The sequence below is a fragment of the bacterium genome (genome assembly GCA_020444325.1).
In the GTDB taxonomy this organism is placed as follows: Bacteria; Bacteroidota; Ignavibacteria; order SZUA-365; family SZUA-365; genus BM516.
In genome coordinates this window covers 264342-288043 of sequence record JAHLLD010000004.1, presented here as the reverse complement: position 1 = coordinate 288043, position 23702 = coordinate 264342, and the positions used below count along the sequence as shown (strand labels likewise).

Below are 23702 nucleotides of genomic sequence, written 5' to 3'. Positions count from 1 at the left end.
AGACTATCAGACCGGTTCCTGCTAAATGTCAGCGTTTCGCTGACAGCGGCAGTGCCTTCACTTCGTTCGGCACGCGAATCCCCGATGCAATTGGGGATGAGCTCCAGCGTTCCGCGAAGCGGAACTCCAGCGTGGCGAAGCCACTCCAGCGCGCCGACAGGCGCTCACGCGTTCCGCGAAGCGGAACTCAAGCGTGGCGAAGCCACTCAAGCGCGAGTCCACGCGAAGCGGGACGAGCTCACGCGTGGCGAAGCCACTCAGGCGCGAGTCCACGCGAAGCGGGACGAGCTCACGCGTGGCGAAGCCACTCAAGCGCGAGTCCACGCGAAGTGGGACGAGCTCACGCGTGGCGAAGCCACTCAAGCGCGAGTCCACGCGAAGCGGGACGAGCTCACGCGTGGCGAAGCCACTCAAGCGCCGCGCAAAGCGGCTATATACTCGGAGTAATCCCCCGACTTGAACACGGCTGAGCCGGACACCAGGATATCCGCGCCGGACTGCTGAAGTGCCTGGGTGTTGTCGCGGGTGACACCGCCGTCGACTTCGATGCGGAGGTCCGTGAGTCCACGTTCGTTGGCCATGAGGCGCAGTTCATTGATTTTCTCGAGTGCCTGCGGAATGAACTGCTGTCCCCCGAAACCGGGATTCACACTCATGATGAGCACGAGTTCGATGTCGTCGAGAATATCCTTGAGCAGCGCGACGGGTGTGGCGGGATTGATGCTCACACCGGCATCGGCATCCAGCGCGTGGATGGCCTGGACGGTGCGATGGAGGTGGGGACAGGCTTCCCAGTGCACGGTGAGGATGTCTGCACCTGCCTTGCGGAAGGACTCGAGGTAGCGGTCGGGATCGGTGATCATGAGGTGGACGTCAAGCGGTTTCTTCGCATGGCGATGAATGGCGTCGACGATGAGGGGACCAATGGTAATATTCGGCACGAAATGGCCGTCCATCACATCCACATGCAGGAGGTCCGCTCCCGCTTCCTCGATGGCATGCACTTCTTCGGCGATGCGCGCGAAGTCGCAGGAAAGGAGGGACGGAGCAATCAGGGGTTTTTCATCAGGGATATATCTCATTGCTTCTCCTCTGCGATGCGTGTGAAATGCAGTTTGTACGCGGGTTTGCCCGACCGCTCAGCGAATTCCTCGCTGCGGATGGTCTGTTTCTGCCCGGGCCGTTCGAGACTGATGGCATCGAGATACAGTGTATCTCCGGCCAGATGCAGCATGTATGTATTTACACTGCCTCCATCTCCCGGCAGCGTGCGTACACGCACGCTGTCGCCATTGACTTCAAAGCGGCATTCGCCCTCGCCCGAGAGTCCTTCCTGTCCAATGAAGGCCTTGTCCTCCTCCGCAAAGCGCAGCAGATTCCCATCGCCGTTTTTCCAATTTCCCCTCAGCGAATCTTCCACCGAGGGTCCCCCGCACGCCGGGAGAATACAGAGCGAGAGCAGCAGTGCTGCTGCAGCGAAAATGCGTGTGTGCGTCATGACGCTATCTCCTTGACGGCTTTGGGAGGATGCGCATCGGCAAATGCAGTGACCGCGCCTGCGATACCGTCGAGGTCAATCATGTCGATGCATTCGAGATTGTAGGGACAACTGCGCTTCCAGCAGGGTGCGCAGAAGAGTCCTTCAGGAATAAACTTCTCTCCTCTCCCGTAAAGATCGATTTCCTCCCAGCAGGACAGACCAAACCAGACCAGCACATGCTTGCGGAGGGCGATCGCCAGGTGCATGCCGAAACTGTCGCCCGTAACCACGACATCGGCCAGGTTTTCGTAACAGATGCCCCGGCGCAATCCCTCTTCCGTGGGAGTAGACACGAGGCGTCCCTCGTCGCGCAGATGGGACAGCTGTGCGGCGATTTCTGCATTCCTGCCGGTATCCTGTGGTCCCCCGAGCAGCAGGAAGGTCAGCCGCTCGTCCTCCGAAAGCTTCCGGATGAGTGCCACATGCTGCCCGACGGTCATTTTTTTGTTGGGAAAAAGCTCCGAACAACCGGTGTTGAAGCCGACCACCACGCGTCCCTCAAGCTTCAAGGCCTCCCGCTGTTTCTGGCAGAAGGCTTTTTCCTCCTCACTCAGCGTGAGGATATACTCATCACCTTCGTACGGCAGCCCCCAGCTCTCTGCGAGAATATCCTGTCCAGTACGCCGATTTTTACGGAATTTCAGTTCATCGTCAATTCCCATGCGGAAATTGTACTCCGCCTCCGGATTCGCCGGTACGATCTGTCCCTTTTCCGATATCGTAAAACCACGCAGTTCCCCGGCATCGAGCGAAGCGGTGAATGCGCATGCATCCAGGCTTTTATCGGCGTTGAGTACGAGGTCGAAATGCTGCTGCTGCAGGATCATGCGACTGACATCGTCCCATACGAACACCCGGTCGATGAGCTGATTGTCATCGAGCAACCGTACGGCGTTGCCACGTGTAATCCAGAATACCTGGCTCTCCGGCCAGGTGCGCTTGATCCCCGCCAGCTGTGCCGTGCTCATCACCACATCGCCCATGGCATCCAGATTCACGATCAGCACGCGCATCCCGATCGGATCGCGTTTCTGGCACTCCTCACTGCAATCCACGCCCTGGAAGCAGGGTTTGTACCCGTTAAAATGTTTACAATCGACGCCGCTTTTGTCTATCCGCATGCTCTCAGCTGATTTGTGATCTCATGTACTAATGTACAACCCTCGCGGCTTTTATAGAACGTCGTTTCTCCGCTGGCGCGGAGAGGCGTTTCTCCCCGCTGCGCGGGGAGAGGATTCTCCACCGCTGGCGCGGTGGAGTTCTTTGCTCTCCCGACAGGGAGAAATACCTGGTCCCCGCTCCGCGGGGAGCAAACACCTCTCCGCGAAGCGGAGAAAATCCTTCCCCGCGCGACAGCGTGGGGAAAAGAACGCTCCCCTCCGCGCAAGCGGAGGGGAGCAATTACCTGAATTTCTTCTTATATTTAAAGATTGTGATATGTCAAAGAAATCCATGCGCATAGAATCATGACGAGAAAAACGACACAATGGGCCCTGATACTGGGAGTGAGTTCCGGTTTCGGAGCAGCGGCCGCACGGGAACTGGCGCGTCACGGATATCATATCCTTGGCGTGCATCTCGATCGGCAGGCAACCATGCCCGCGGTGAAGCAACTGATCTCGGATATCGAGAGTTGCGGACAGAAGGCGGTATTCCACAACATGAACGCGGCGGATGAGCACAAACGGCATGCGATGCTCGACAATTTCATCGAGACGTATCATCACGATGGACGCGCGGAGATCAAGGTGCTGATGCACTCGCTCGCCTTTGGCACACTGCGTCCGCTCGTGGGACGCAACGAAGCCGAGATGATGAAGAAGGCGCAGCTCGAGATGACGCTCGACGTCATGGCCAATTCGCTCGTGTACTGGACGCAGGATACGGTGCGGAGGGGACTGCTGGGGCACGGTGCCCGCATTTTTGCGATGACCAGCGATGGGGCCAACCTCAATCTCCCGTTCTACGGAGCCGTCTCTGCCGCGAAAGCAGCACTGGAATCGTATGTGCGTCAGCTGGCCATCGAACTCGGTCCGCGGGGCATCACCGTCAACGCGCTGCTCGCCGGTGTCACCGACACGCCCGCGCTGAGCAAGATTCCCGGTGCACGGAATATGCTGTACGCCGCCGTCGCCAAGAATCCCTTTGCCCGCGCAACCGTGCCTGAGGATGTGGGAAAAGCCATGATCGCCCTGCTGCAGAACGGCACGGAGTTCATCAACGGCAACACCATCGGCGTGGACGGCGGAGAAAGTAAAATCAGTTATGTCGGTCAGAAGTCGCCGTATCAGTACGCCGACCTCAACCTGCTCAATGAAAGTTCCTGGGATCCCACTGACGTCTCGTGACGCAAACCATATACACTATCCCACCACTAACTGCTCAACCATATGAACCTTTTCCAATTCACCGAAGAACAGAACATGCTCCGCGACATGGTGCGCGAGTTTGTCAACGAGGAAGTGAAACCCATAGCCGGAGACATTGACGAGAACGAAGAGATTCCAAAGGATCTCGTCAAGAAGATCGGCGAAGTGGGACTGATGGGAACCGTGTTTCCGGAAGAGTATGGCGGCGGCGGCTTCGGCGAAGTCGGATACTGCATCGCGCAGGAAGAAATGGCGCGCGGCTGCCTCTCCACTGCGACCATGATTGGTGCACATATGTCCATCGGTACCAATGCCATCTTCCTCGGCGGCACCGAAGAGCTGAAGCAGAAATATCTGCCCAAACTCTGCTCCGGCGAATATCTCGGCGCGTTCGGACTGACGGAAGCGACAGCCGGTTCCGATTCCTTCAACGTCCGCACCCGCGCGACGAAAGATGGTGACGACTGGATTCTCAACGGCGAGAAGCTCTGGATCACCAATGGCGGTACCGCCGATGTCGTTTCCGTGTTCGCACGTACCGAGCGCGGTGTCACCGCATTCGCGGTGGAAACCGCCTGGGAAGGGTATCAGGCCGGTCCCAAGGAAAAGAAAATGGGTATCCGCGGCAGCGCCACGAATGCCATCACCTTCAACAATGTGCGCGTGCCTGGAAAGAATCTGATCGGTTCCGACGGCCGCGGCTTCCTGATCGCGATGAAAACACTGGATGCGGGACGCCTCGGACTCGGTGCCTGCTGCGTCGGTGCCGCAAAAGAGCTGATTGAACTTTCCGCCCGCTATGCGAAAGAACGCAAGCAGTTCGATTCCCCCATCGCCAACTTCGAAGCCGTGCAGTTCATGCTGGCCGAAATGTGGGCCTACACTTATGCGATGGAGAGCATTGTGTACCGCACCGCAGCCGATTACGACGCCGGAAAGAAAATCTCCACGCAGTCGGCAGCCGTCAAACTGCTCTGCAGTGAAGGACTCGACAAGGTGGTCGACATGGCCGTGCAGATCCACGGCGGTATGGGCTACTCGCGTGAACTGCCCGTCGAGCGCATGTACCGCGACAGCCGCATCAACCGCATCTTCGAAGGCACCAACGAAATCCAGAAGCTCGTCATCTCCCACGACGTCCTCAAACGCAACGGACTCTGGGCGGTACTGTAGAGGCTTCGCCGCTTGAGGCTTCGCCGCTTGAGGCCCTCCCTTTGCAGGGAGGGCCGTTTTATTCACGCGACTCCGCTGCAGGCGGAGGCTCCTGCGTCCCCGATGCAATCGGGGACTCCCGCATCCCGCGCAGGACCCGATGCAATCGGGGACGTAGCGGGATTCACGCAGAGAACAAACGTCCGGGATGGAAGCCAACGGACATTGCGTACAAACCACCGAGAATGGTATTTTCCTCCCATGATAGCGCCCGATACGAAAATTGCGGAAATGCCCAGCTACTCTACACCGGCGGATACGAAGACGTCGGTGCTGCCGAGTACGCTGGCGGTGTATTTAAATGTTGTCAGAGTAGTGTTCAGCAGTGCGCATTATGCGAAGCGCGGGAAGTACGATGCCCGCCGCTGGGGGAATAGTAGCCTGGATATTTTTAACGGACTCGAGCGTGGTGGTTGCCGTTTCGAGATCACGGGGATGGAGCATGTCAGCGCGCTCGATGGACCCGTGGTGTTCGCCGGGAATCACATGAGTACCCTGGAGACGGTGATTCTTCCCGGACTGATCAATCCGGTGCGTCCCTGCACCTTCGTGATCAAACCCAGCCTGATGGAATACCCGGTCTTCCGCCATGTCATGCGCAGCCGCAATCCCATCGTGGTCAGCCGTGACAACCCACGCCAGGACCTCGTTACCGTTCTCGAGGAAGGGGCAAAGAGAATTGCCGAGGGAATTTCCATTGTGCTGTTTCCTCAAACCACGCGCACCGTCAACTTCGATCCTTCGCAGTTCAACACGCTCGGCGTAAAACTCGCGAAGAAAGCGGGCGTACCCGTTGTGCCCGTCGCGCTGAAAACTGATGCCTGGGCCAACGGCAAGAGGTTGAAGGAATTCGGTCCGATTGATCCATCCAAAACCATTCATTTCACCTTCGGCGCACCGATGGAAATAACGGGGAATGGACGCGAACAGCATGAAGCCATCGTCGCCTTCATCACCGAGCATCTCGATCGCTGGCGCAGAGAAGAAGCCTGACCCCGCACAGCAGAGCCGTATGCAGGCGTGCTGTAAGGAAGCGGAGAATACGGCACTCCTGATTTCATTGCTTTTCCCTCCTCTCGCGTCTATTTTGCCCTGTTTCCACAGTCAGGCCAGACGTCCCCTGTGACAGTCCGCTTCACAGCTCTCATCGCGATTCTATTTTCCCTCACCGGGATTACACTGCATGCGCAGGACGCGAATCCCGCATGGATCGTGCATCGCGATACACTCGCCATTTTCGAAGGCGACACCCTGCAGCTTCCTCATGGCTTCGTGCAGAAGCGGGATTTCTCGCTCCAGCTGCTTTCTCCGTCTTTCAGGGACCTCAGTGACATTGCAGAGATTGATGGTCCCGCGGGACGCATCATTCTCCCTTCCCTTGGGTTTCCTGACAGTACCGAGCTGCGTTTTGCAGCGCGGTATAATGCCCTTCCCCTCCAGATGCCACTCGAGTACCGCCTGCGCACCCTCACCCGGCGCTACGACAGCACCAGTAAGGGATCAATACAGGTGGCTGCTCCATCCCAGCCCCTGAACATGGAAAGTATTTTCGGCTCCGAGCTGCAGAAAAGCGGTTACATTGGCAGGGGATTCACGGTGGGAAGCAATCGCGATCTGAGCATCAACAGCGGCTTCCGCCTGCAGCTCGCAGGGAAACTGACGGAGGATATCACCGTGACGGGTGCGCTGACGGATGAGAACACCCCTATTCAACCCGAAGGCAACACACGTACGATACAGGAACTCGACCGCGTCTACATCAACATCGCGGGCAAGGGGATGTCCGCCACGCTCGGCGATTTCCCTCTCACCTATTCCAACACGGAGTTCGGACGCTACAGCCGCAAACTCTCGGGCGTTCTCGGTGAAGCCTCCTCCGGAAGCACGCGCGCGGCTGTTTCCTACGCTTCGCTCAACGGCACCTATCACAGCATGCAGTTCAACGGTGTGGACGGTGTGCAGGGGCCGTATCGGCTGACGGGACGCAACGGGGAACAGCCCATACTCGTGCTCGCGGGAACGGAACATGTATACATCGACGGCGTGCTCATGACGCGCGGCGAACGCAACGACTATGTGATTGAGTATGCCAACGGGGAAATCACGTTTACGCCCAATCGTCTGGTCACCAGCTATTCGCGCATCACGGTGGACTATGAATATGCGGAACGTGAATACGTTCGCAGCATGCTCACCGCTGATGTTGAAGCGGGACTGCTCGACGACAGGCTGATTGTGGGGGCACGCTACATCCGCGAGGCCGATGATGAGAACGCTCCGATCGATCTGGACTTCACTGATGAGGATCGCGCCATCATCGCCGGTGCCGGGGACGATGCGCAGTCGGCTTCCCGCAGCGGTGTGGTGTATGTGGGATATGACACCTCGCGTGGCACAGGTGCGGGTGTGTATATGCGCATTGATACCACGATCAACAGCGCTCCGTATGTGTTCTACCGCTATGCGCCCGGGACGGACAGTGCGACGTATGCGCTGTCTTTTTCTTTCGTGGGACAGGGACAGGGTGATTACCGCAGGCAGACGGTCGGCACCTTCGTTTTCGCCGGGATTGGAAACGGGGATTACGCGCCCCGCCGCCTTCTTCCACTCCCACGGCTGCATCAGCTGCTGGATCTCCGACTCGCCGCACGTCCCACCGACAACCTTCAGCTTGAGGGCGAAGTGGGAATCAGCTCCCTCGATCGCAACCGCATTTCCGATCTCGACGACGAAGACAACAGCGGTGCCGCATTCAACCTCATGGCGGGATGGAAACCAAAGACCCGGCGTTTCGGAGAGTTCGACCTCTCGCTGCATTACCGGGATGTGGACGCGCGTTTCCAGCCGATCGACCGCATCAACGACATCGAGTTCAACCGGAAATGGGATATCAGTAGTCCCACGGTCGCACGCGAGCGCATCACCGAGGGACGCGCGGCCTGGCACCCATGGAAGCATACGCGTGTCGCGGCAGGAGCGGGCGGTATCAATCGCGGCGATTTCTCCAGCCTTCGCCTCGACGGCGGCATCGCCGTGACACCTGCGGAGGGAGACAGTGCACTCCCGACGCTTGACTATACGATTGAATACATCGACAGTGATGACGGACAATCAGATATCCGCGGCAGCTGGCTGCGACAGCTCGGAACAGCATATTACGAGGCAGGTTTATTCACTCCCCGATTGCGTGTCGAACAGGAATACCGCGATTCCCGTGGTGGCGCGAACGATACCCTGCGGCTCGAGAGCCTGAGCTTTGTCGATGTGCGTCCCGGCATCGTCTTCCCTTCCATCTGGATTATGACATTTTCCGCAGACATCGGTGTGCGCATTGAGGAAGTTCCTCTCGCGGGTCAGCTGCAGCAGCAATCCACCGATATCCTGCAGCAGTATGGCTGGCAGCTGCGTCCCTGGCACAGCCTCAGTTCCGAGATCAGCGTGACGATTCGCGACCGGCAGTACAGCGAAGCCTTTCAGTCCCGCGGCAACACCGACCTGCAGACGATTCTTACGCGATCGCAGACCCGCTGGTCTCCCTTCAACGGCGGCGTGCAGACCGATCTGTTGTATGAAGTCTCCACAGAACGCACATCCCGTCTGCAGCGCGTCTTCCTGAACGTCCCTTACGGTCATGGCAACTATGAGTATCTCGGAGATCTGAACGAAAACGGCGTGCAGGATGAAGAAGAGTTCGAACTCACGCGGTATGAAGGAGACTACGTATTACTCACGCTGCCGACGGATGAACTGTTCCCCGTTATCGATCTGCGCAGCAGTCTGCGTCTGCGACTGCGTCCCGAGCGCATGCTGCGGGGCGGGTCCCCGGCATGGTGGAAAAATGTGCTGAAGTCACTTTCCACGGAATCCTTCGTGCGCATTGATGAGAAAAGTGAGTCGAGCAATACCTCCGACATCTACCTTCTCCGTCTTTCCCGCTTTCTCAGCGATTCGACCACAATCAGGGGCTTCCAGAACTTTCGTCAGGATTTTTTCCTGTTCGAGAGAGAGCAGGATTTCTCGGTGCGCCTGCGTTTTGACGAGCGTCTGGGCTTCAGTCAATATGCACTTGCGAGCGAACGCAGCTACAAGCGGGAGCGGTCGCTGCGAGTCAAGACGCAGCTCGTGCGGGAAATCGGACTGCAGACGGATGTCATTTTCCTCGATGATGAAGTGCTGGCGACGGCATACAGCAGCAGGGCGCGGGATATCGTTTCCTCGAACATCGTGGTTGATCTTTCCTATCGTCCCTGGAACGCGCTTGAAATCGGCTTCGTGCTCGACAGCAAGACGGCGACGGACAGCTATCCCGATACCCCGGTGCAGGCCGATATCACGTCCCTCACCCTCCGGTCAATCGCAAGCTTCGAGGGTCCGGGACGCCTGCGTGCAGAACTCGAACGCAGCACCGTCACCTTCGACACTGAAGTCGATCGTGTACCTTTCGAACTGACTGATGGACGTGTGGAGGGACAGAGCTGGATATGGCGCATCAACTTCGACTACCGTCTCACCGAGTTCATGCAGGCCACCCTCTCCTATCTCGGCCGCGCCGAGGGAGATCGCGATACGATTCACATAGCACGAGCGGAGGTGAAGGCGTTTTTCTAGCAAGCGACTGAGTCCGGCAGTGCTGGAGGCGGGCGTCCCTCCGCTTCGCGGAGTGACGCGGGAGCACCTGCGGCGCGCGAGTGCGCCTGCGGCGCGCGTGTCCCGCCCTCGACGCGGTGGAGCTCAATCGATATTCTTTTGAGATTTGCGCTTATTCTCGCATCTTTCTGTTTCTGGAGCATGTTCCACAACTGATTATGGCAGCGTCATGAAAGAGCTTTCCACTGAAGAACTGAAACAGCTATTCCTCACCGTGTTCAAACCGCGCGAGAGCGACAAGGTGATGACGATTATCGTGGATGTGCCGGACGACGACGTGCCGGATCATACGCAGTGGCGTGATCGCCGCGTGATGGCGTACAACTGGTGGATGCGTTCGATCGCATTCAAGCATGACCTCGGACTCGAACGCCTCGAGATTTACTACTATCCCAATGTGGGGAGCAACAACAACGATCTGCCGGACACGCTGTACCACTGGGGTGGCAATCCGGGCGATCTGACTGCTGCCGAGCTCACGAAAGACGGGATGGCGGTACCCCTGGCGGATGTGATGACGGAAACGGATCTCATTATCGCGCCGACGGAATTTTCCGCTACCGCTCCGTGCAAGATGCTGGCGAAGCAGTATGACTTCCGTGGCACTACGATGCCGGGCTTCATCCTTGAAATGCTGCCGGCACTCAGTCTCGATTACGGGAAGGTGCATGAGCGCATCATGAGCATCAAGAATCGGCTCGACGAGGCCGTGCGCGAAACGATCACCTTCGATGCACGCGGGAAGGAATATGTGCTGGACTGTGACCTCCGGCACCGTACGGCGACCCCCAGTTCGGGCATGTTCCACGACGACAAGATCGTCGGCAACCTTCCCTCCGGCGAAACCTATATCGTACCGTACGAGGGTGAAATCGACGGAGATAAGAGCGGTACGAACGGAGAAATCCCCGTGCAGTTCGGCGATGAAATCGTCGTGTACAAAGTTGTGGAAAACCGCGCCATCGAGATTCTCACCGAAGGCGAAGCCAGCGAAAAGGAAAAAGCCTATCTCGCGGACGAGCCGGCATACGGCAACATCGCGGAACTCGGGCATGGCGTTCTGGCGGATTTCGGTTGCACGGCCGTGGGTAGTCTGCTGATGGACGAGAAGCTGGGCATGCACGTGGCGTTTGGACGCAGCGAGCATTTCGGCGGTATCATTTCCCCGAAATCCTTCAACGACCCGAAGAAAGTCGTGCACATCGACCGCGTGTACGTCGATTCCCTGCAGCCGGATATCGTTGCCCGCGAGGTGCGTCTGTACTATCCTGACGGACGCGAGGAAGTCATCATGCGTGACGGTGCATGGGTCGTGTAACCGCCCAAGCACTCACGCAGCTCTCCCAGGCACTCACGCAGCTCTCGCAGGTACTCACGCATTTCTCACAGTCCCGATAACTCCTTTCGCCGACGCCCGTCCCTCGCGACGGGCGTTCGCATTTCCCCTCCCGGGCTTGGGAATCAACCTTCTATTGCGTAGTTTAATATCCCTTTGGCCGCAACGGGCCGAACGCTGTTTTGCAATATGAAGAGCGGAGCGTGCATGACTGAAGACATCAAACGCGTACAGGATCTCATCAAAGAGCATCACATTGAATTCATCGACCTCAAGACCCTTGATCTTGTAGGCCGCCTGCATCACATCACCCTTCCGGTGCGTGAGAATACCATTGACAAGCTGATGACGCAGGGAGTCGGCTTCGACGGCTCCAGCTTCGGCTTCGCGAAAGTCGAAAGCAGCGACATGGTGCAGAAACCCGATCTGAGCACCGTGCAGATCGACCTGTTCAGGGATCGTCCCACCCTCACCTGCTTCACCAACGTATACCTGACCGACGAGCAGCGCTCGCGTTTCCCGCAGGACGTGCGCTGGGTTGCGCGTCAGGCTGAGGAGCTGCTGCGAAAGCTGGACATCGCCGACGAAACGCACTGGGGTCCCGAACTCGAGTACTACATCTTTTCCAACGTCGAATTCGACACGCGTACTTCGGCCTCCTACTACAAGGTCGATCATGAGGAAGAGTTTTTCCAGAACGCCTATCACGCGTGCAGTCCCTTCGACCTCTACGACGACTATCGTGACGAGAGCTGCCGACTGCTCGAGCAGGCTGGCATTCCCATCAAGTATCATCATCATGAAGTCGGCGAGCGCGGACAGCAGGAAATCGAGATGCTGTTCCAGCCGCTGCTGCAAACTGCAGACAGCATCATGCTGGCGAAGTACATACTCTTCAGCCAGGCTGACGAGCAGGGACTCGAAGTCACCTTCATGCCCAAGCCCATGTATCAGCAGGCGGGCAGCGGACTGCATGTGCACCAGTACCTGACGAAGGGTGGACAGAACATCTTCTTTGAGAAAGGTCAGTACGCCAACTTCGGCGAGCTGGGATTGTACTACATCGGCGGACTGCTCAAACATGCCCCTGCACTCGCAGCCTTCACCAATCCGAGCACCAACAGCTTCAAGCGCCTCGTGCCGGGTTTCGAAGCCCCTGTCGCGCTGACCTACAGCCAGGCGAACCGCTCGAGCTGCGTGCGAATCCCGCGATATGTTTATGACGAGCAGGAAACGCGGCTGGAATACCGTCCCTCCGACGCCACCGCCAACCCTTACCTCATGCTGGCCGCCATGCTCATGGCCGGCATCGACGGCATCGTCAACAAAATCGATCCCCGCAAGGAAGGCTTCGGTCCCTACGACGAAAACGTCTTTGACGCCAAAGACCTGCACTTCCTCCCCCGCAACCTGGCCGAAGCCCTCGACGCCCTCGAAGCCGACAACGACTTCCTGCAGCGCGACGGCGTCTTCCCCGCCTCCCTCATCAGCCAGTGGCTCAAAACCAAGCGCGAGGAAGTCCACGCCATCTCAACCATGCCGCACCCGTTCGAGTACAAAATGTATTTTCATCGGTAAGGTCTAAAAGGCGCACTTGATATGCTGTAACACAAACATCTACTGTCACTTACAGGCATTCAAAAAATCAACAGAATCTCAGAAACAGCCTTTAGTTTACCGTTTTTCTACCGTTTTCTGAGTAAAGATTATCACGAGACCAGATGGAAACGTCTGGTCTCGTTCGTTTCTGGAGGCACTCTCCCCTGCACTGCTCTGAAGCGCACTCTCCCCCTCTCTGAGCTTCAGTCCACCCTCCGGCATCCGGACATCAACTTGACGGGACTCTACGCCGCCACGGATTGGCTGGACATGATCGAGATGGATGTTTGATCACTTGAACGTGGTCGTAACCATTCGTAAGATGCGGTGTTCTTGTTGATGGAGATGGAACAGATTCTGCAGATCACCAGCGCACCTGAAGGAGGAGGCAACATCTTGAGAACACACGCACTTCGAACCGCACTTCCGTTTCTGCTTCTACTCCTCTCCCCCATTCTCTGCCAAGCTCAGTCGGGTTGGTTCTGGCAGAATCCGCTTCCACAGGGAAATACACTCCATGCGGTTTCGTTTGTCAACGAGGACTACGTGTTTGCGGTTGGCGAAAGTGGATCAATTTTAAGAACGACCGATGGTGGTGAGCATTGGGAATTCTTGTCAAGTGGTAGCTCACTCCAACTTAACGACATCTGCACCGTTGATAATAATCATGCTATGATCGTCGGCGAGAAGGGAACAATCTTCCACTCTTCGGACGGTGGGAATTCGTGGAATTACCAGAACATTGGTATCCAGAACACACTCCGATCCATTTACTTCGTCAACCAGATGGTCGGTACTGCCGTCGGGGACAGCGGTGTGATTTTTTCGACGACTGACGGCGGAGTTAACTGGCGGGAGCAGGACAGTGGCACAGATGCTCGCCTCACGGATGTCTGCTTCATCGACCCAAAAATTGGTGTAGCCGTGGGATTCGGAGGTACTATCCTCAGGACGACGAATGGTGGAGGCGACTGGCAAAGAATTGAATCGGAAGCTTCGCCCAGTGTTCCATTCTACGGAATCGATTTTGCAGATGCCGACACGGGAACTATTGTTGGTGCCTTTCGCAATATTTATCGTTCGACCGATGGAGGAACGAGTTGGGTGTCTGTCGACAATGATCTCCCTTCGTCATGCTATTTGCTCGACGTGCAATATTTCAACAATAACATGGGAACGGCTATCGGCACTGGAGGCATTGTAGCAATGACGACAGACGCAGGTAGGAACTGGTCTCCTCAGCAACTGCAAACTGGTGCTTCCCTGCTCAATATTGCGACCATCTCGGATTCAATTGGAATCTTGGTAGGCGCAGGCGGTGCCACGCATCGCACAGATGATGGCGGGAAAACATGGACAGCGCATGCCGGAGGGACGACAAACACACTCTATGATGTGGACTTCTGGGATCCTCAACATGGCATCGCCGTGGGCTCTCATGGGACCTCGCTGTACACCAGCAACGGTGGACAAGTCTGGCAAACAGGCACGAGCGGTACTGGGTATTTACTTGGGAATGTGTGTGCTTTCAGCTCCAGCTATGCAATCATCGTGGGAACTGGAGGTACAATCCTGCAAACGAGTGACGGTGGAAAGAACTGGGCACGTCGCGAGTGTGGTGTGGAAACGGGATTTTATGACCGAGTAGCTTTTCTCGATTCCTCAACATGAGTAATCGCAAAAGCTTATCCCGGACAGATACTGCGAACGACAGACGGAGGGGTGAATTGGGTGCTCGCACATGATGGCTACAATGTCTCACTGGTTGACGTGGACTTCAGCAACAACGTAAATGGAATCGCGGTTGGGCACGATGGTCTCATAATGCATACCTCCGATGCTGGGGTAACATGGGAAAAGCTTGAAAGCCCTACGACATCCTCGCTTGCGGGTGTCGATTTCTTCAACCCAACCACTGGAATTATTACTGGGACGGATGGTATGGTACTGCTGACGACCGATGGAGGGTATCATTGGGAGGAGCGATCAAGCGGAACGTCAGAATCGTTATTGGACATTGCGTATTCGAACGACCACTCCGCAACAGCGGTCGGAACGCACGGCACCATAGTGCGGACAACAGACGGTGGTTCCACATGGGAAAAACAGAGAAGTTGGACTTCGCACACACTCAACAGAGTCATCTTTTCAAACGATTTTACCGGAACTGTGGTTGGTGAAAACGGCACAATCCTCAGAACAACAACCGGCGGTGTGACATGGATCGAGGACACACACACCTCCCCCACCCTCTTCCACCTCGCCCAGAACTACCCCAATCCCGTGACCGCAAGCACGACCATCCCTTTCACGTTGTCACGGAATGATCACGTTCGGCTGAGCGTCTGTGACGTGTTGGGACGTGAGGTTGCTGTGCTGGTGGATGGCATCCGGGCAACCGGGTTGCAATCGGTTCCATTCAATGCTGCTGGACTGAGAACTGGGATATACTTCTCTGTACTCAGGACGACTACTGGTGTTGAGACAAGGAAGATGCTGGTGATAAACAATCCGAACAGCTTTTAAGCTGAACGCAATACGGAGATTCTCCCATTAAAAGTGTCACTTTGTATCTGATGTTATGCGTCAATGCGATGTTGGGTCTCATCAGGAGCAGGAAAACCAGTGACGATTTACTCACACCAACTGTTTTTTACATTCGTTGCCTTGCTGGTACTGGGGATCGGCTGCGACAAAGATGACGATCCCATATCTCCAGATCTTAGCGGAGCCTGGTCGATTACCTTCGTACAAATCGGAACGTCTCCAACGTCATGGGCAGCGACCAGCACAGGTAATGCAATATTTCAGCAGTCCTCATTCATCATTCAAACAGATACGACCTGGGTGGTCAGCGATCACAACGTGTATTTTGAGATGGTCATCACTGGTGACGCCGTAAATGACACCCTATTCTCAGGCACTATCCAACTTGTTCAGAAAGCATTCGGGTCGGATCGGACAAACGCGACCATGTTCCACTTTAATTCATCCCGTACCTCATTTCATTCAGATGAGTACATCCAGCGTGATCAGGAGAACAATGCTGTTGGGACATTCCTGGTCAAAGGCAGTAAGCTCTAGGATTTTTCATGGTTTTGAAGTCGATGAAGGGCGGACGAAGGTATTATCAAAACGCCCCGCTCACGGTATGTGAACGGGGCGTTTTTGAATGTCAGGATTGAATATGTGTGATCGCGATTACTTTGTCAGCGTCATTCGCATCGTCTGAACGAAGTCGCCGGTGATCATGCGGCAGATGTATGTGCCGGTGGCCAGGCCGGAGGCGTCGAAGTCCACTTCATGACGACCCGCGGGCATGACGCCGTCCACCAGCTGTGCCACTTCGATACCGAGCTGGTTGTACACCGTGATGCGCACGTGACGATCCTCTTTCATCGCATACGTGATGCGTGTCGAGGGATTGAATGGATTCGGGTAGTTCTCCAGCAGACCGAAGGCCGTGGGGAGAGGTCCTTCGGACGAACGGTCCAGCACGTAGGGATGTGCCAATGCGAGGTTTCCTCCGATGTTCAGCTCTGTCAGGCCGTGGACCCGAACCGTTGCCAGCATTGGATCCGATACGGACGTGGTGCCGAAGATCGGATCCTCCCACGCGCTCAGCGGTGCGGGCTGACGTATGCCGCGCAGCTGATTGCGGTCGAGAATCATCCAGGCTTCGGAATCCGCATACGGGAAGTCGATGTCCACCTTCCAGCCCGTGCCGTCATAATCCACCTGCCAGTACCGGCGTACGTAACGCTTCCGCTCGAGGTTCTGCGGGAGCTGCGCCGGGTAGGCACGTATCGTCATGCATTTCAGGCTGCCGCTGCGGACCCAGACAGTCGCGATGGGATCGTTGGTCTGGGGATCGCGGAACCTGTAGGGACTGCCGGCAACACTCATCGGACAGACCGTCTGAGACAGCACCGACTTCGTGCCCTTTGTTCCCGTGTCTATGATCCGCAGCTCCACAGGTACCCGCAGTGGCTCGTTGAGCGCAACGAGTCCCTGGCTCGGCGGCGGGAAGTCGTCATTGAACAGGATGCCGTAGAACACGAGCGTTCCCTTGTGGACCCCCGGCGCGAGTCCTGATGGATCGATGGTCAGCGTGAAGTTCTGGAACTGACGCGGCCGGGGTGGCAGGAAGTTATAACCCTGCAGGGTCGGATCCGGCTGCTCCGTCGTCACGGTCATCCACGGGTCTTTCGTTTCCACCGCCCAGAGGAAGTCTCCGTTCGGGCCGTAAATGTTCGTGCTCGAAGCCACCTGGTAGATGCGGTTGATCAGACCCGGCTGCTTGTAGTTCGCCATGATCTCGATCGGCGGATCCTCGGTATCGATGAAGTCGAGTATCGGGTCGCCGGGCAGACCGTAGGCGATCCTGGGCGGCGGCGTCGGATTGTCGTCGAACTTGATGTTGTCGAGGGACCACTGATAGCCGGTCGCGGACGTCATGACGTGGATACCGATGTAGTACACGCCATCCTGACCTGCCTGCGTGTTGAAGTACGGGTCGCCAGCCTGTCCGGTCATCTGCCAGAGCTGCTTCGCGGTGAAGCTGCCCATTCCGACATTTGAGAACGTGGCGAATGTCGTCATTGCATTGGGCGACGGCGACATGCCATAGGCTACTTCGATTGTCACCGGTACGTTCGTGTAGTTGTCGAAACTGAAACCGACACGGTAACTGTACGCACCGAGTATCGGCGCTCCCGGTGTAATCAGCCACTCGTCCGCAGCATTGCTACTGCCCGTCATCATGTACATTTCGCTCATGAACTCGGGCGCATCGCCGCCATTGTTGTCTACCGTCGTCCATCCCGGAATGTCAAGGTAACCGTCCGCCAGGGTGAACTTCGTGCCGTCCTCGAAACCATAGAAGTCCTCATACCCGTAGACCTTTGTCGTGTGCACGGGATGCTGTTCGAGGTACTGGTCGTTTGAGGGATTCTGCTCGTTCGGGAGGAAAATCCTTGTATAGAGCATACCGTTCGGCGTGGCCGTCAGTCCGGTAAGCGGATTACTGAACTGCACCACCGCGCGGTGGGTCGCATCCCAGTTCGGCGAGAAGGTCTCCACGAGCTGCGCATCGCCGATGTTGTTCATCGGCGCGTCGGAAATGCCGATCTGTATTGTGGCGGGATCATCCACCAGTCCGACGTTCTCGATCAATGCACTGATCGTATGCGTCGCACTGCCCTCGTGGCGCGTCCATACGTTCGGGGCATACGAAACCCACGTTTTCAGCACCGCCGCGTCGTACTCGTCCGGTGGCTGCTGGTACTCGTCTGCGCCGATGCAGGGGGTTGCGAGATTGCGAGCATCCCCGTCGTAATCAATGCCGACCTCAGGAATGCCAATACCCTTGAGATACCCTGACGGGGAACGGCTGTGCAGGTTCGTCAGGTCGTCTTCGAAATACGGGTTGCCCCAGACTGAATGCGCGTCCCACGTGGTTTTGGGAAGCGTGTTCCAGTCGTAGGTAGATCCGTCCAGGTAGAACATCGTCGACGTCTCGCCTGCGGGCGAATAGTACAGGTTGTAGTCCAACCCCGTAATCACGCCCATCTCGGTGATATACAGCATATACGCCGAAGAGGACGCATTCGCAGAAGCGATCATGTTGTTGCGAATGTCGACATCGGGATACGACGTCGAGGTACTGAGATAAATGCCCCGCGTACTCGAGCTGGTACTGTTGAGCATGATATTGTTGTGCCAGAAATCGAGATAGCGCGGGTTGTAGATGTACGCGCCGTAGCGTGTGCTCGAACCCTGATCCCCCTGGATGAACATGTTGTTGTACACCTTCGCTCTCGGCTCCGTCAGGGAGTAGGTCCCGTGCGCATAATTACAGTAATACAGCCGGAAGCCATAGGCCATGCCCTGCACCTGGTTTCCGATGATGCGGGGACCCATGTTCGCATAGTACACATACATGCCGTAGGCGCTGGTCGTCCCGCCGGAGCGGTGCCAGAACTCATTGCCCTCTACATCGAGATAGCTCGAGTAGTAGTTGTAGAAGCCGTAGTAATACCAGTCGCTGACAACGTTGTTGAGGAAAACGTTTGCCTTGTTGTCCGTCGTGTCTGTGCTGCCGGACCCGCGCCAGTAGATACCATAGTAGCCGCCGCGGATCTGGTTGTTCTGAATGAGATTGAAGCTGCCGGTATTTCCGCTCGATGTACTGGAGGTCGTTGAGCCGCTGCCTACCAGGGGTATGGCGTCGCTTGAGGTCGCGCTCGTCGATGCCTCGAGAATACAATCTTCGACGATGTTGTAATCGGCGTCATCGGTGAACCACAGCGCCGTCCCATCCTGTGACCCGGTGGCTTTCATTGTCAGGTTTTTGAAGCGAAGATAATCCGCCCCGTTGAGCATGATGACAGCACCGTCCGCGGTATGAGAGTATTCTATGATCCTGGTGGACGCGTTCCCGGTCCCTCCGTCGAACGTCACCGTCCATGTCGGGCTTGCCCCCGCAATTTCAGGTATCTCTATTTCCTCCGTGTATGTCCCTGCCGCAACGTTGAAGACGACTGCTCCACAGAGTCCGGCTGTCTTCAGAGCGTCGACGGCATCGGTAAACGTTGCGAAGTCGGGTGACGCACCACCGATGGTATAGGTGCCGGACATGCCGGACTGCACTGTCACCTCGGTGGTGTCATTATAGTTGATCGTGTCTGGTTGGGAATTGGGGCTTGTCGGCCAGGCCCGGATCGTGTACGGGGTGTTTGCCGCGAAATTGTATGTCCCAACAGTGACGGCTGCTGAGGTCGCACCAGCACCGCCAGCCGTATCAAGCAGTCCCGTCCAGCTGAACGGTGTCTGCGGAACGTTGTTCACCGTCCAGTTTATCGTCGCCGAAGTGAGCTGCTGGGTACCGAAGTTCGACAGTTCGAACCGTACCGGCTCCACGCCCCCGCAGAAACTGCTGGGCGAAAGCACCGCGGTAATACCCGCATCGTACGGAACCGACGAAGCGAGGTCATAATACACCGTTCCGCAGTACTGCCGGGGATAGAAGCTGAAACTCAGATTCGTCGTTCCCGCTGTTGGATTCGTCGTTCCGGATCCGCCGTAGAACTCCGTATCGATGGAGATATCCGAGTTGCTGAAGACGTAGGGCGTGGCACCACTGCGATAGTTGATGCCTGTGCTTCCCTGGCGGAAAATCAGGAAGCCCCAGGTTTCATTCGCATTCATGGGGAAATCCAGGGTGACCGGAATTTCCGTCGGACTGGTCGCATTCGTCGACGTGTAGTTCCCGGCTCCGAGGTAAATCCATCCTGTGTTGGTGGTAGACACACCGTTGGGATGCGCCCATATTTCCGCGGTACCGGTGCCGACGTCGAACTCGCACCAGAAGCGGTACAACCGCACCGATTTGTACGCCGTGACCTCGAAAGAGATCATCTGCTGTCCATTGTTGCTGCTGACGGTAGACAGAGAATACGTTCCCTGTGCCCGTGCTATCTGCGGGGTGAATAAGAGCGTGAACAGGAGTGCCGCTGTCAGAAAGACAGCTGCTGACAGTCCTCTTGCCCCGGTAGGAATTCTGATCATATTGCCACCTCGTGGATGAGTGGTAGATGAGTATTTGATATATCCGAAAAGTTGACGTTATGTCAACTGTGCGTACGGACAGACTGTAATGGACAAACTGGAGCTGTTTGTCCACATTTTATGCTCAGAATTAATGTAATATTGTACAGTATACACACTTTACGGAATAATGCAACTGCAAATTGGATTTTGGCGATTCTGCAGCCAGGAGGTGGCTGGCAATTTCCCAAAGTATTCGGATGTTTGACTCTTGTGTCGTTCTTCCGTAGTTTTCCTGCCTGAACATCAAGATTCTCTCAGACTGATCACGGCTATGAGTACGGCATCGGGTCTGATCACCCTGATCCGATAAACGTCACATGGCCGGGCACGCCGCATTGGCCGTCATACGAGGAGTTCCATCCACGATAGTCCCATTCTCAGGAGATGCCATGATATCCAGGAAGTCACAACTGCTGTTCCTCCTCCTGCTCCTCCCTTTCATGTCCACGCAGGCACAGTGGAAATCCGATCCTTCGCTGAACAACGTGATCTGCCAGGAAGGGAGTAATCAGAATGCTCCGCGCATCATTTCCGACGGACGCAATGGTGCCATCATCTGCTGGCATGATCAGCGCTCAGGCAGCGAGTTCGATATTTACGCCCAGCGCATTGATGCGGACGGCTACGTGCGATGGACCGTGAACGGGAATGGTGTCAGTACGGCATTGCATTCCCAGTCGAAACCGGATATGGTGTCGGACGGTGAGGGTGGTGCGATTATCGCATGGACCGACACCCGTAATGGGGATAACGACATTTATGCCCAGCGCGTCGATTCCTCCGGGAATATGCTGTGGACGAAAGACGGCGTGCGGATCACCTTCGACACGACAAATCAATCCGACCCGAAAATCGCCTCCGACGGCAGTGGCGGAATTATCATCACATGGAACGGCGCGACCGGTGGCTGGCCTCCGACGAGCAGGATTTATGCGCAGCGACTTGATGCCGATGGCAACATCCTCTGGAACTCTGATGCCCTGCTGTCCGGCAGCCTACGTTTCTCCAACGCTCCATGCATCGCGAGCGACGGCAATGGCGGCGCGTATGTCGCCTGGGCGTATTTCCCGCGTCCCGAATATGACGTGTACGCGCAGCATGTGGACGAAAACGGCGCACTGCTCTGGGCCGGCAACGGCGAAGCCATCGCGAACGGAAGCGGGAATCAGGATTCTCCTTTTCTCACCTCTGATGCCGACGGGAACGCCCTGCTGGCGTATACGGACTGGGGAGGTGGTTCCACACCCGTCCTCTACGCTGTCACCCTCGATGCCAATGGACCGACCAGCTCTCAGCGCGTCGTATCGACGTCGGGCGGACAATCGTACCAGCACGCAGCGGCGCTCGGAGACGATATGTTCGGTCTCACTTGGTCAGACGGGAGAGGCGCCACGGAAGCAGTGTATGCACAGATGATCGACAGGGATGGCAACAAAATCTGGACTGCGGACGGCGTGCGACTCTCCGGTCGCTCCGGCGCCCAGGTGACCCCGTTCGTCATCCCGGATGGGGACGGAGGCATGATTGTCGCGTGGGAAGACAAAACCCGCGGTGCGCTGAACAGCGACATCTACGCACAGCGCCTGTCGCCCGACGGCCTGCAGCAGTGGGAGGATGCGGGTGCGCCCGTCTGCATCGCAGACAACGGGAAGCAGTTCCCGCAAATGATCAGCGATGGTGCGAACGGCGCGATCGCAGCGTGGGAGGATTACCGTCCCTCCTTCTCGAATTCGGAAATCTATGCCTCGCGTATCCTGGCAGATGGCTCGTTCCCGGAAGAACCGCCCATACTCCGTCTCTCAGACAATACCATCAGTTTTGGAAGTGTCGTGGTAAACAAGTCCGCGACGAAAACCATCACCCTGTCGAACATCGGCGGAGAAGATGTAAGCATTGCGTCCGTCACCTCCGACGACCCGCAGTTCAGCATGGCAGCAGCCAGCAGCACCATTGCTCCGGGCGCGGATGTCTCTGCCGAACTCCGCTTTGAACCGACGGCCAAGGGGAGCTTCAACGCACGGATTACCATTGAAAGCAATTCCGTCACCAGTCCCGATGTCATCACCCTCACAGGCGAGGCGCTGGCTTTCCCCGGAATCGAAACGGATCATCCAGCGCTCGCTTTCGGCCAGGTGAACGTGGGCAGCACAAAGGTAATTGCACTGACCATCTCCAACCCCGGCTCCGATACGCTCAGCATTACCGACATTTCACCTTCCTCGAGCGATTTCACGGTGGACATCGCTTCGCAGATACTGCCGCCGGGTGCGTCCTTCGTCGACTCGGTGCGCTTCAGTCCTCCGAATGAAGGCTCCTTCTCCGGGCAGCTGACCATTACGAGTAACGCACCGACTTCGCCCACGACGCTCCCACTTTCAGGCACCGGCGTCTCGGCCGGCGGCCTGGGCATCGATCTCGCGGCAATTTCGTTCGGCAACGTCCCCGTGGGTTCATACAGGGATACAACGGTAACACTCACGAACAACGGGAATGAGACGCTGACCATTACCTCCTTCACCGCCGGCGATCCGAGCTTCACTCTGGAAAGTCAGATCAGCGACATCCCGCCGGCGGGATCCGCCGATTTCATACTGCGCTTTTCTCCGATGGCGGAAGGACCGGTGAGTGCTGCATTCAGTATCGAGAGCAACGCTTCGTCATCGCCCGACGCGATCCCTGTCGATGGCAACGGTGTGATGGGAGCCGAGATCACCTTCGTCCCAGCACAGCTTTCTTTCGGAAGTGTGGAAGTGGGTGTGGAAAAAAGTCTCGCGCTGACCATCAGCAATCCCGGCGCGCAGACCCTGATGGTGGTCTCCGTCACCTCGACCAGCGGCGAATTTACTGCCGACGAAGAACAGTTTGAAGTTCCGAGTGGCGCATCGTACACCGATTCCATTCGTTTCGCACCAAGTGCAATTGGTCCAGTCAGCGGCTTCCTCATTGTCGAGAGCAATGCCATCACCTCGCCTGATACCATCCTGATCGACGGTACCGGCACGGAAGCTTCAGCCGTAAATGAATTGCGTGCCTTCCCCGGCGTCTTCACGCTGTATCAGAACTACCCGAACCCCTTCAGTCCATCGACGACGATACGTTACAACCTCGAAGCTTCGGCACCTGTGCGCCTAACTATATACAATGTCATCGGACAGGCGGTCGTCACGCTGGTCGACGCCCCGCAGCAGCGTGGCCTGCACACCGTACGATGGACCACCAGCGGCAGCAAGCCCGGCGTCTATTTCTACGTCCTGCGTGTCGGCAGTCATGAAGCGTTCGGCAGAATGCTGCTGATGAAATAACGCGAGAACTCTGAGGAAAATGGAACGCAGGAGAGAGCCATCGTCCCACTGTCTATCTTCCCAGTTTTATGGGACTTGCTTCCGAT

Annotated in this window: 15 protein-coding genes; 10 read left to right on the top strand and 5 right to left on the bottom strand. The window is 56.8% G+C overall.

The features are described 5' to 3' along the window. Nucleotides 1-57: 57 nt before the first annotated feature. From KQI65_07895 to KQI65_07880, 4 genes are read right to left on the bottom strand one after another with little or no spacing between them, the layout of a single operon-like run. Nucleotides 58-414: a hypothetical protein gene (locus tag KQI65_07895; GenBank protein ID MCB2204655.1), complete on the bottom strand. Its 357-nt coding sequence runs from the start codon at nucleotides 412-414 to the stop codon at nucleotides 58-60. Further along, nucleotides 411-1082 (bottom strand): ribulose-phosphate 3-epimerase, encoded by a 672-nt coding sequence (locus tag KQI65_07890; protein MCB2204654.1) that lies wholly within the window; start codon nucleotides 1080-1082, stop codon nucleotides 411-413. The genes KQI65_07895 and KQI65_07890 overlap by 4 nt, the downstream gene beginning before the upstream one ends. After that, nucleotides 1079-1498 (bottom strand): hypothetical protein, encoded by a 420-nt coding sequence (locus KQI65_07885; GenBank protein ID MCB2204653.1) that lies wholly within the window; start codon nucleotides 1496-1498, stop codon nucleotides 1079-1081. Before KQI65_07885 ends, KQI65_07890 begins: the two co-directional genes overlap by 4 nt. Continuing rightward, complete coding sequence (locus KQI65_07880) at nucleotides 1495-2661, bottom strand: glycosyltransferase family 9 protein (protein ID MCB2204652.1); 1167 nt, start codon at nucleotides 2659-2661, stop codon at nucleotides 1495-1497. The genes KQI65_07885 and KQI65_07880 overlap by 4 nt, the downstream gene beginning before the upstream one ends. 345 nt (nucleotides 2662-3006) lie before the next feature. On the opposite strand from KQI65_07880, the gene KQI65_07875 reads away from it, so the two are divergent. The 9 genes from KQI65_07875 to KQI65_07835 all read left to right on the top strand — a co-directional run bounded on the left by KQI65_07875 (nucleotide 3007) and on the right by KQI65_07835 (nucleotide 15787). After that, nucleotides 3007-3888: an SDR family oxidoreductase gene (locus KQI65_07875; protein MCB2204651.1), complete on the top strand. Its 882-nt coding sequence runs from the start codon at nucleotides 3007-3009 to the stop codon at nucleotides 3886-3888. 42 nt (nucleotides 3889-3930) lie between these two features. Further along, on the top strand, nucleotides 3931-5082 hold the full coding sequence (locus KQI65_07870) for an acyl-CoA dehydrogenase family protein (GenBank protein ID MCB2204650.1): 1152 nt from the start codon (nucleotides 3931-3933) through the stop codon (nucleotides 5080-5082). A 270-nt stretch (nucleotides 5083-5352) separates the two neighbouring features. After that, on the top strand, nucleotides 5353-6114 hold the full coding sequence (locus tag KQI65_07865) for a 1-acyl-sn-glycerol-3-phosphate acyltransferase (protein MCB2204649.1): 762 nt from the start codon (nucleotides 5353-5355) through the stop codon (nucleotides 6112-6114). Nucleotides 6115-6243: 129 nt separating this feature from the next. Further along, on the top strand, nucleotides 6244-9729 hold the full coding sequence (locus KQI65_07860; GenBank protein MCB2204648.1) for a hypothetical protein: 3486 nt from the start codon (nucleotides 6244-6246) through the stop codon (nucleotides 9727-9729). 208 nt (nucleotides 9730-9937) lie between these two features. Then, nucleotides 9938-11086 (top strand): hypothetical protein, encoded by a 1149-nt coding sequence (locus KQI65_07855; GenBank protein ID MCB2204647.1) that lies wholly within the window; start codon nucleotides 9938-9940, stop codon nucleotides 11084-11086. A 225-nt stretch (nucleotides 11087-11311) separates the two neighbouring features. Continuing rightward, entirely contained in the window at nucleotides 11312-12682 is a 1371-nt protein-coding gene (glnA, locus tag KQI65_07850; protein MCB2204646.1) for a type I glutamate--ammonia ligase, read from the top strand. Between the two features lie 417 nt (nucleotides 12683-13099). Continuing rightward, the gene (locus tag KQI65_07845) at nucleotides 13100-14374 is read left to right on the top strand and encodes a hypothetical protein (protein MCB2204645.1); all 1275 of its coding nucleotides are present in this window, start codon (nucleotides 13100-13102) and stop codon (nucleotides 14372-14374) included. Nucleotides 14375-14434: 60 nt separating this feature from the next. Then, complete coding sequence (locus tag KQI65_07840) at nucleotides 14435-15229, top strand: T9SS type A sorting domain-containing protein (protein MCB2204644.1); 795 nt, start codon at nucleotides 14435-14437, stop codon at nucleotides 15227-15229. 99 nt (nucleotides 15230-15328) lie between these two features. Continuing rightward, nucleotides 15329-15787, top strand: a complete 459-nt coding sequence (locus KQI65_07835; protein ID MCB2204643.1) for a hypothetical protein — start codon at nucleotides 15329-15331, stop codon at nucleotides 15785-15787. 117 nt (nucleotides 15788-15904) lie between these two features. Here the strand turns inward: KQI65_07835 and KQI65_07830 are convergent, their stop codons facing one another. After that, nucleotides 15905-20272 (bottom strand): right-handed parallel beta-helix repeat-containing protein, encoded by a 4368-nt coding sequence (locus KQI65_07830; protein ID MCB2204642.1) that lies wholly within the window; start codon nucleotides 20270-20272, stop codon nucleotides 15905-15907. Between the two features lie 431 nt (nucleotides 20273-20703). On the opposite strand from KQI65_07830, the gene KQI65_07825 reads away from it, so the two are divergent. After that, nucleotides 20704-23616, top strand: a complete 2913-nt coding sequence (locus KQI65_07825) for a choice-of-anchor D domain-containing protein (GenBank protein ID MCB2204641.1) — start codon at nucleotides 20704-20706, stop codon at nucleotides 23614-23616. Nucleotides 23617-23702: the final 86 nt, after the last annotated feature.

What these genes read in the sequence shown, in the direction of transcription:
- KQI65_07890 (MCB2204654.1), bottom strand. Translation starts at nt 1,082, where the DNA reads ATGAGATATATCCCTGATGAAAAACCCCTGATTGCTCCGTCCCTCCTT.
- KQI65_07885 (MCB2204653.1), bottom strand. Translation starts at nt 1,498, where the DNA reads ATGACGCACACACGCATTTTCGCTGCAGCAGCACTGCTGCTCTCGCTC.
- KQI65_07880 (MCB2204652.1), bottom strand. Translation starts at nt 2,661, where the DNA reads ATGCGGATAGACAAAAGCGGCGTCGATTGTAAACATTTTAACGGGTAC.
- KQI65_07875 (MCB2204651.1), top strand. Translation starts at nt 3,007, where the DNA reads ATGACGAGAAAAACGACACAATGGGCCCTGATACTGGGAGTGAGTTCC.
- KQI65_07870 (MCB2204650.1), top strand. Translation starts at nt 3,931, where the DNA reads ATGAACCTTTTCCAATTCACCGAAGAACAGAACATGCTCCGCGACATG.
- KQI65_07865 (MCB2204649.1), top strand. Translation starts at nt 5,353, where the DNA reads ATGCCCAGCTACTCTACACCGGCGGATACGAAGACGTCGGTGCTGCCG.
- KQI65_07855 (MCB2204647.1), top strand. Translation starts at nt 9,938, where the DNA reads ATGAAAGAGCTTTCCACTGAAGAACTGAAACAGCTATTCCTCACCGTG.
- glnA (MCB2204646.1), top strand. Translation starts at nt 11,312, where the DNA reads ATGACTGAAGACATCAAACGCGTACAGGATCTCATCAAAGAGCATCAC.
- KQI65_07830 (MCB2204642.1), bottom strand. Translation starts at nt 20,272, where the DNA reads ATGATCAGAATTCCTACCGGGGCAAGAGGACTGTCAGCAGCTGTCTTT.
- KQI65_07825 (MCB2204641.1), top strand. Translation starts at nt 20,704, where the DNA reads ATGATATCCAGGAAGTCACAACTGCTGTTCCTCCTCCTGCTCCTCCCT.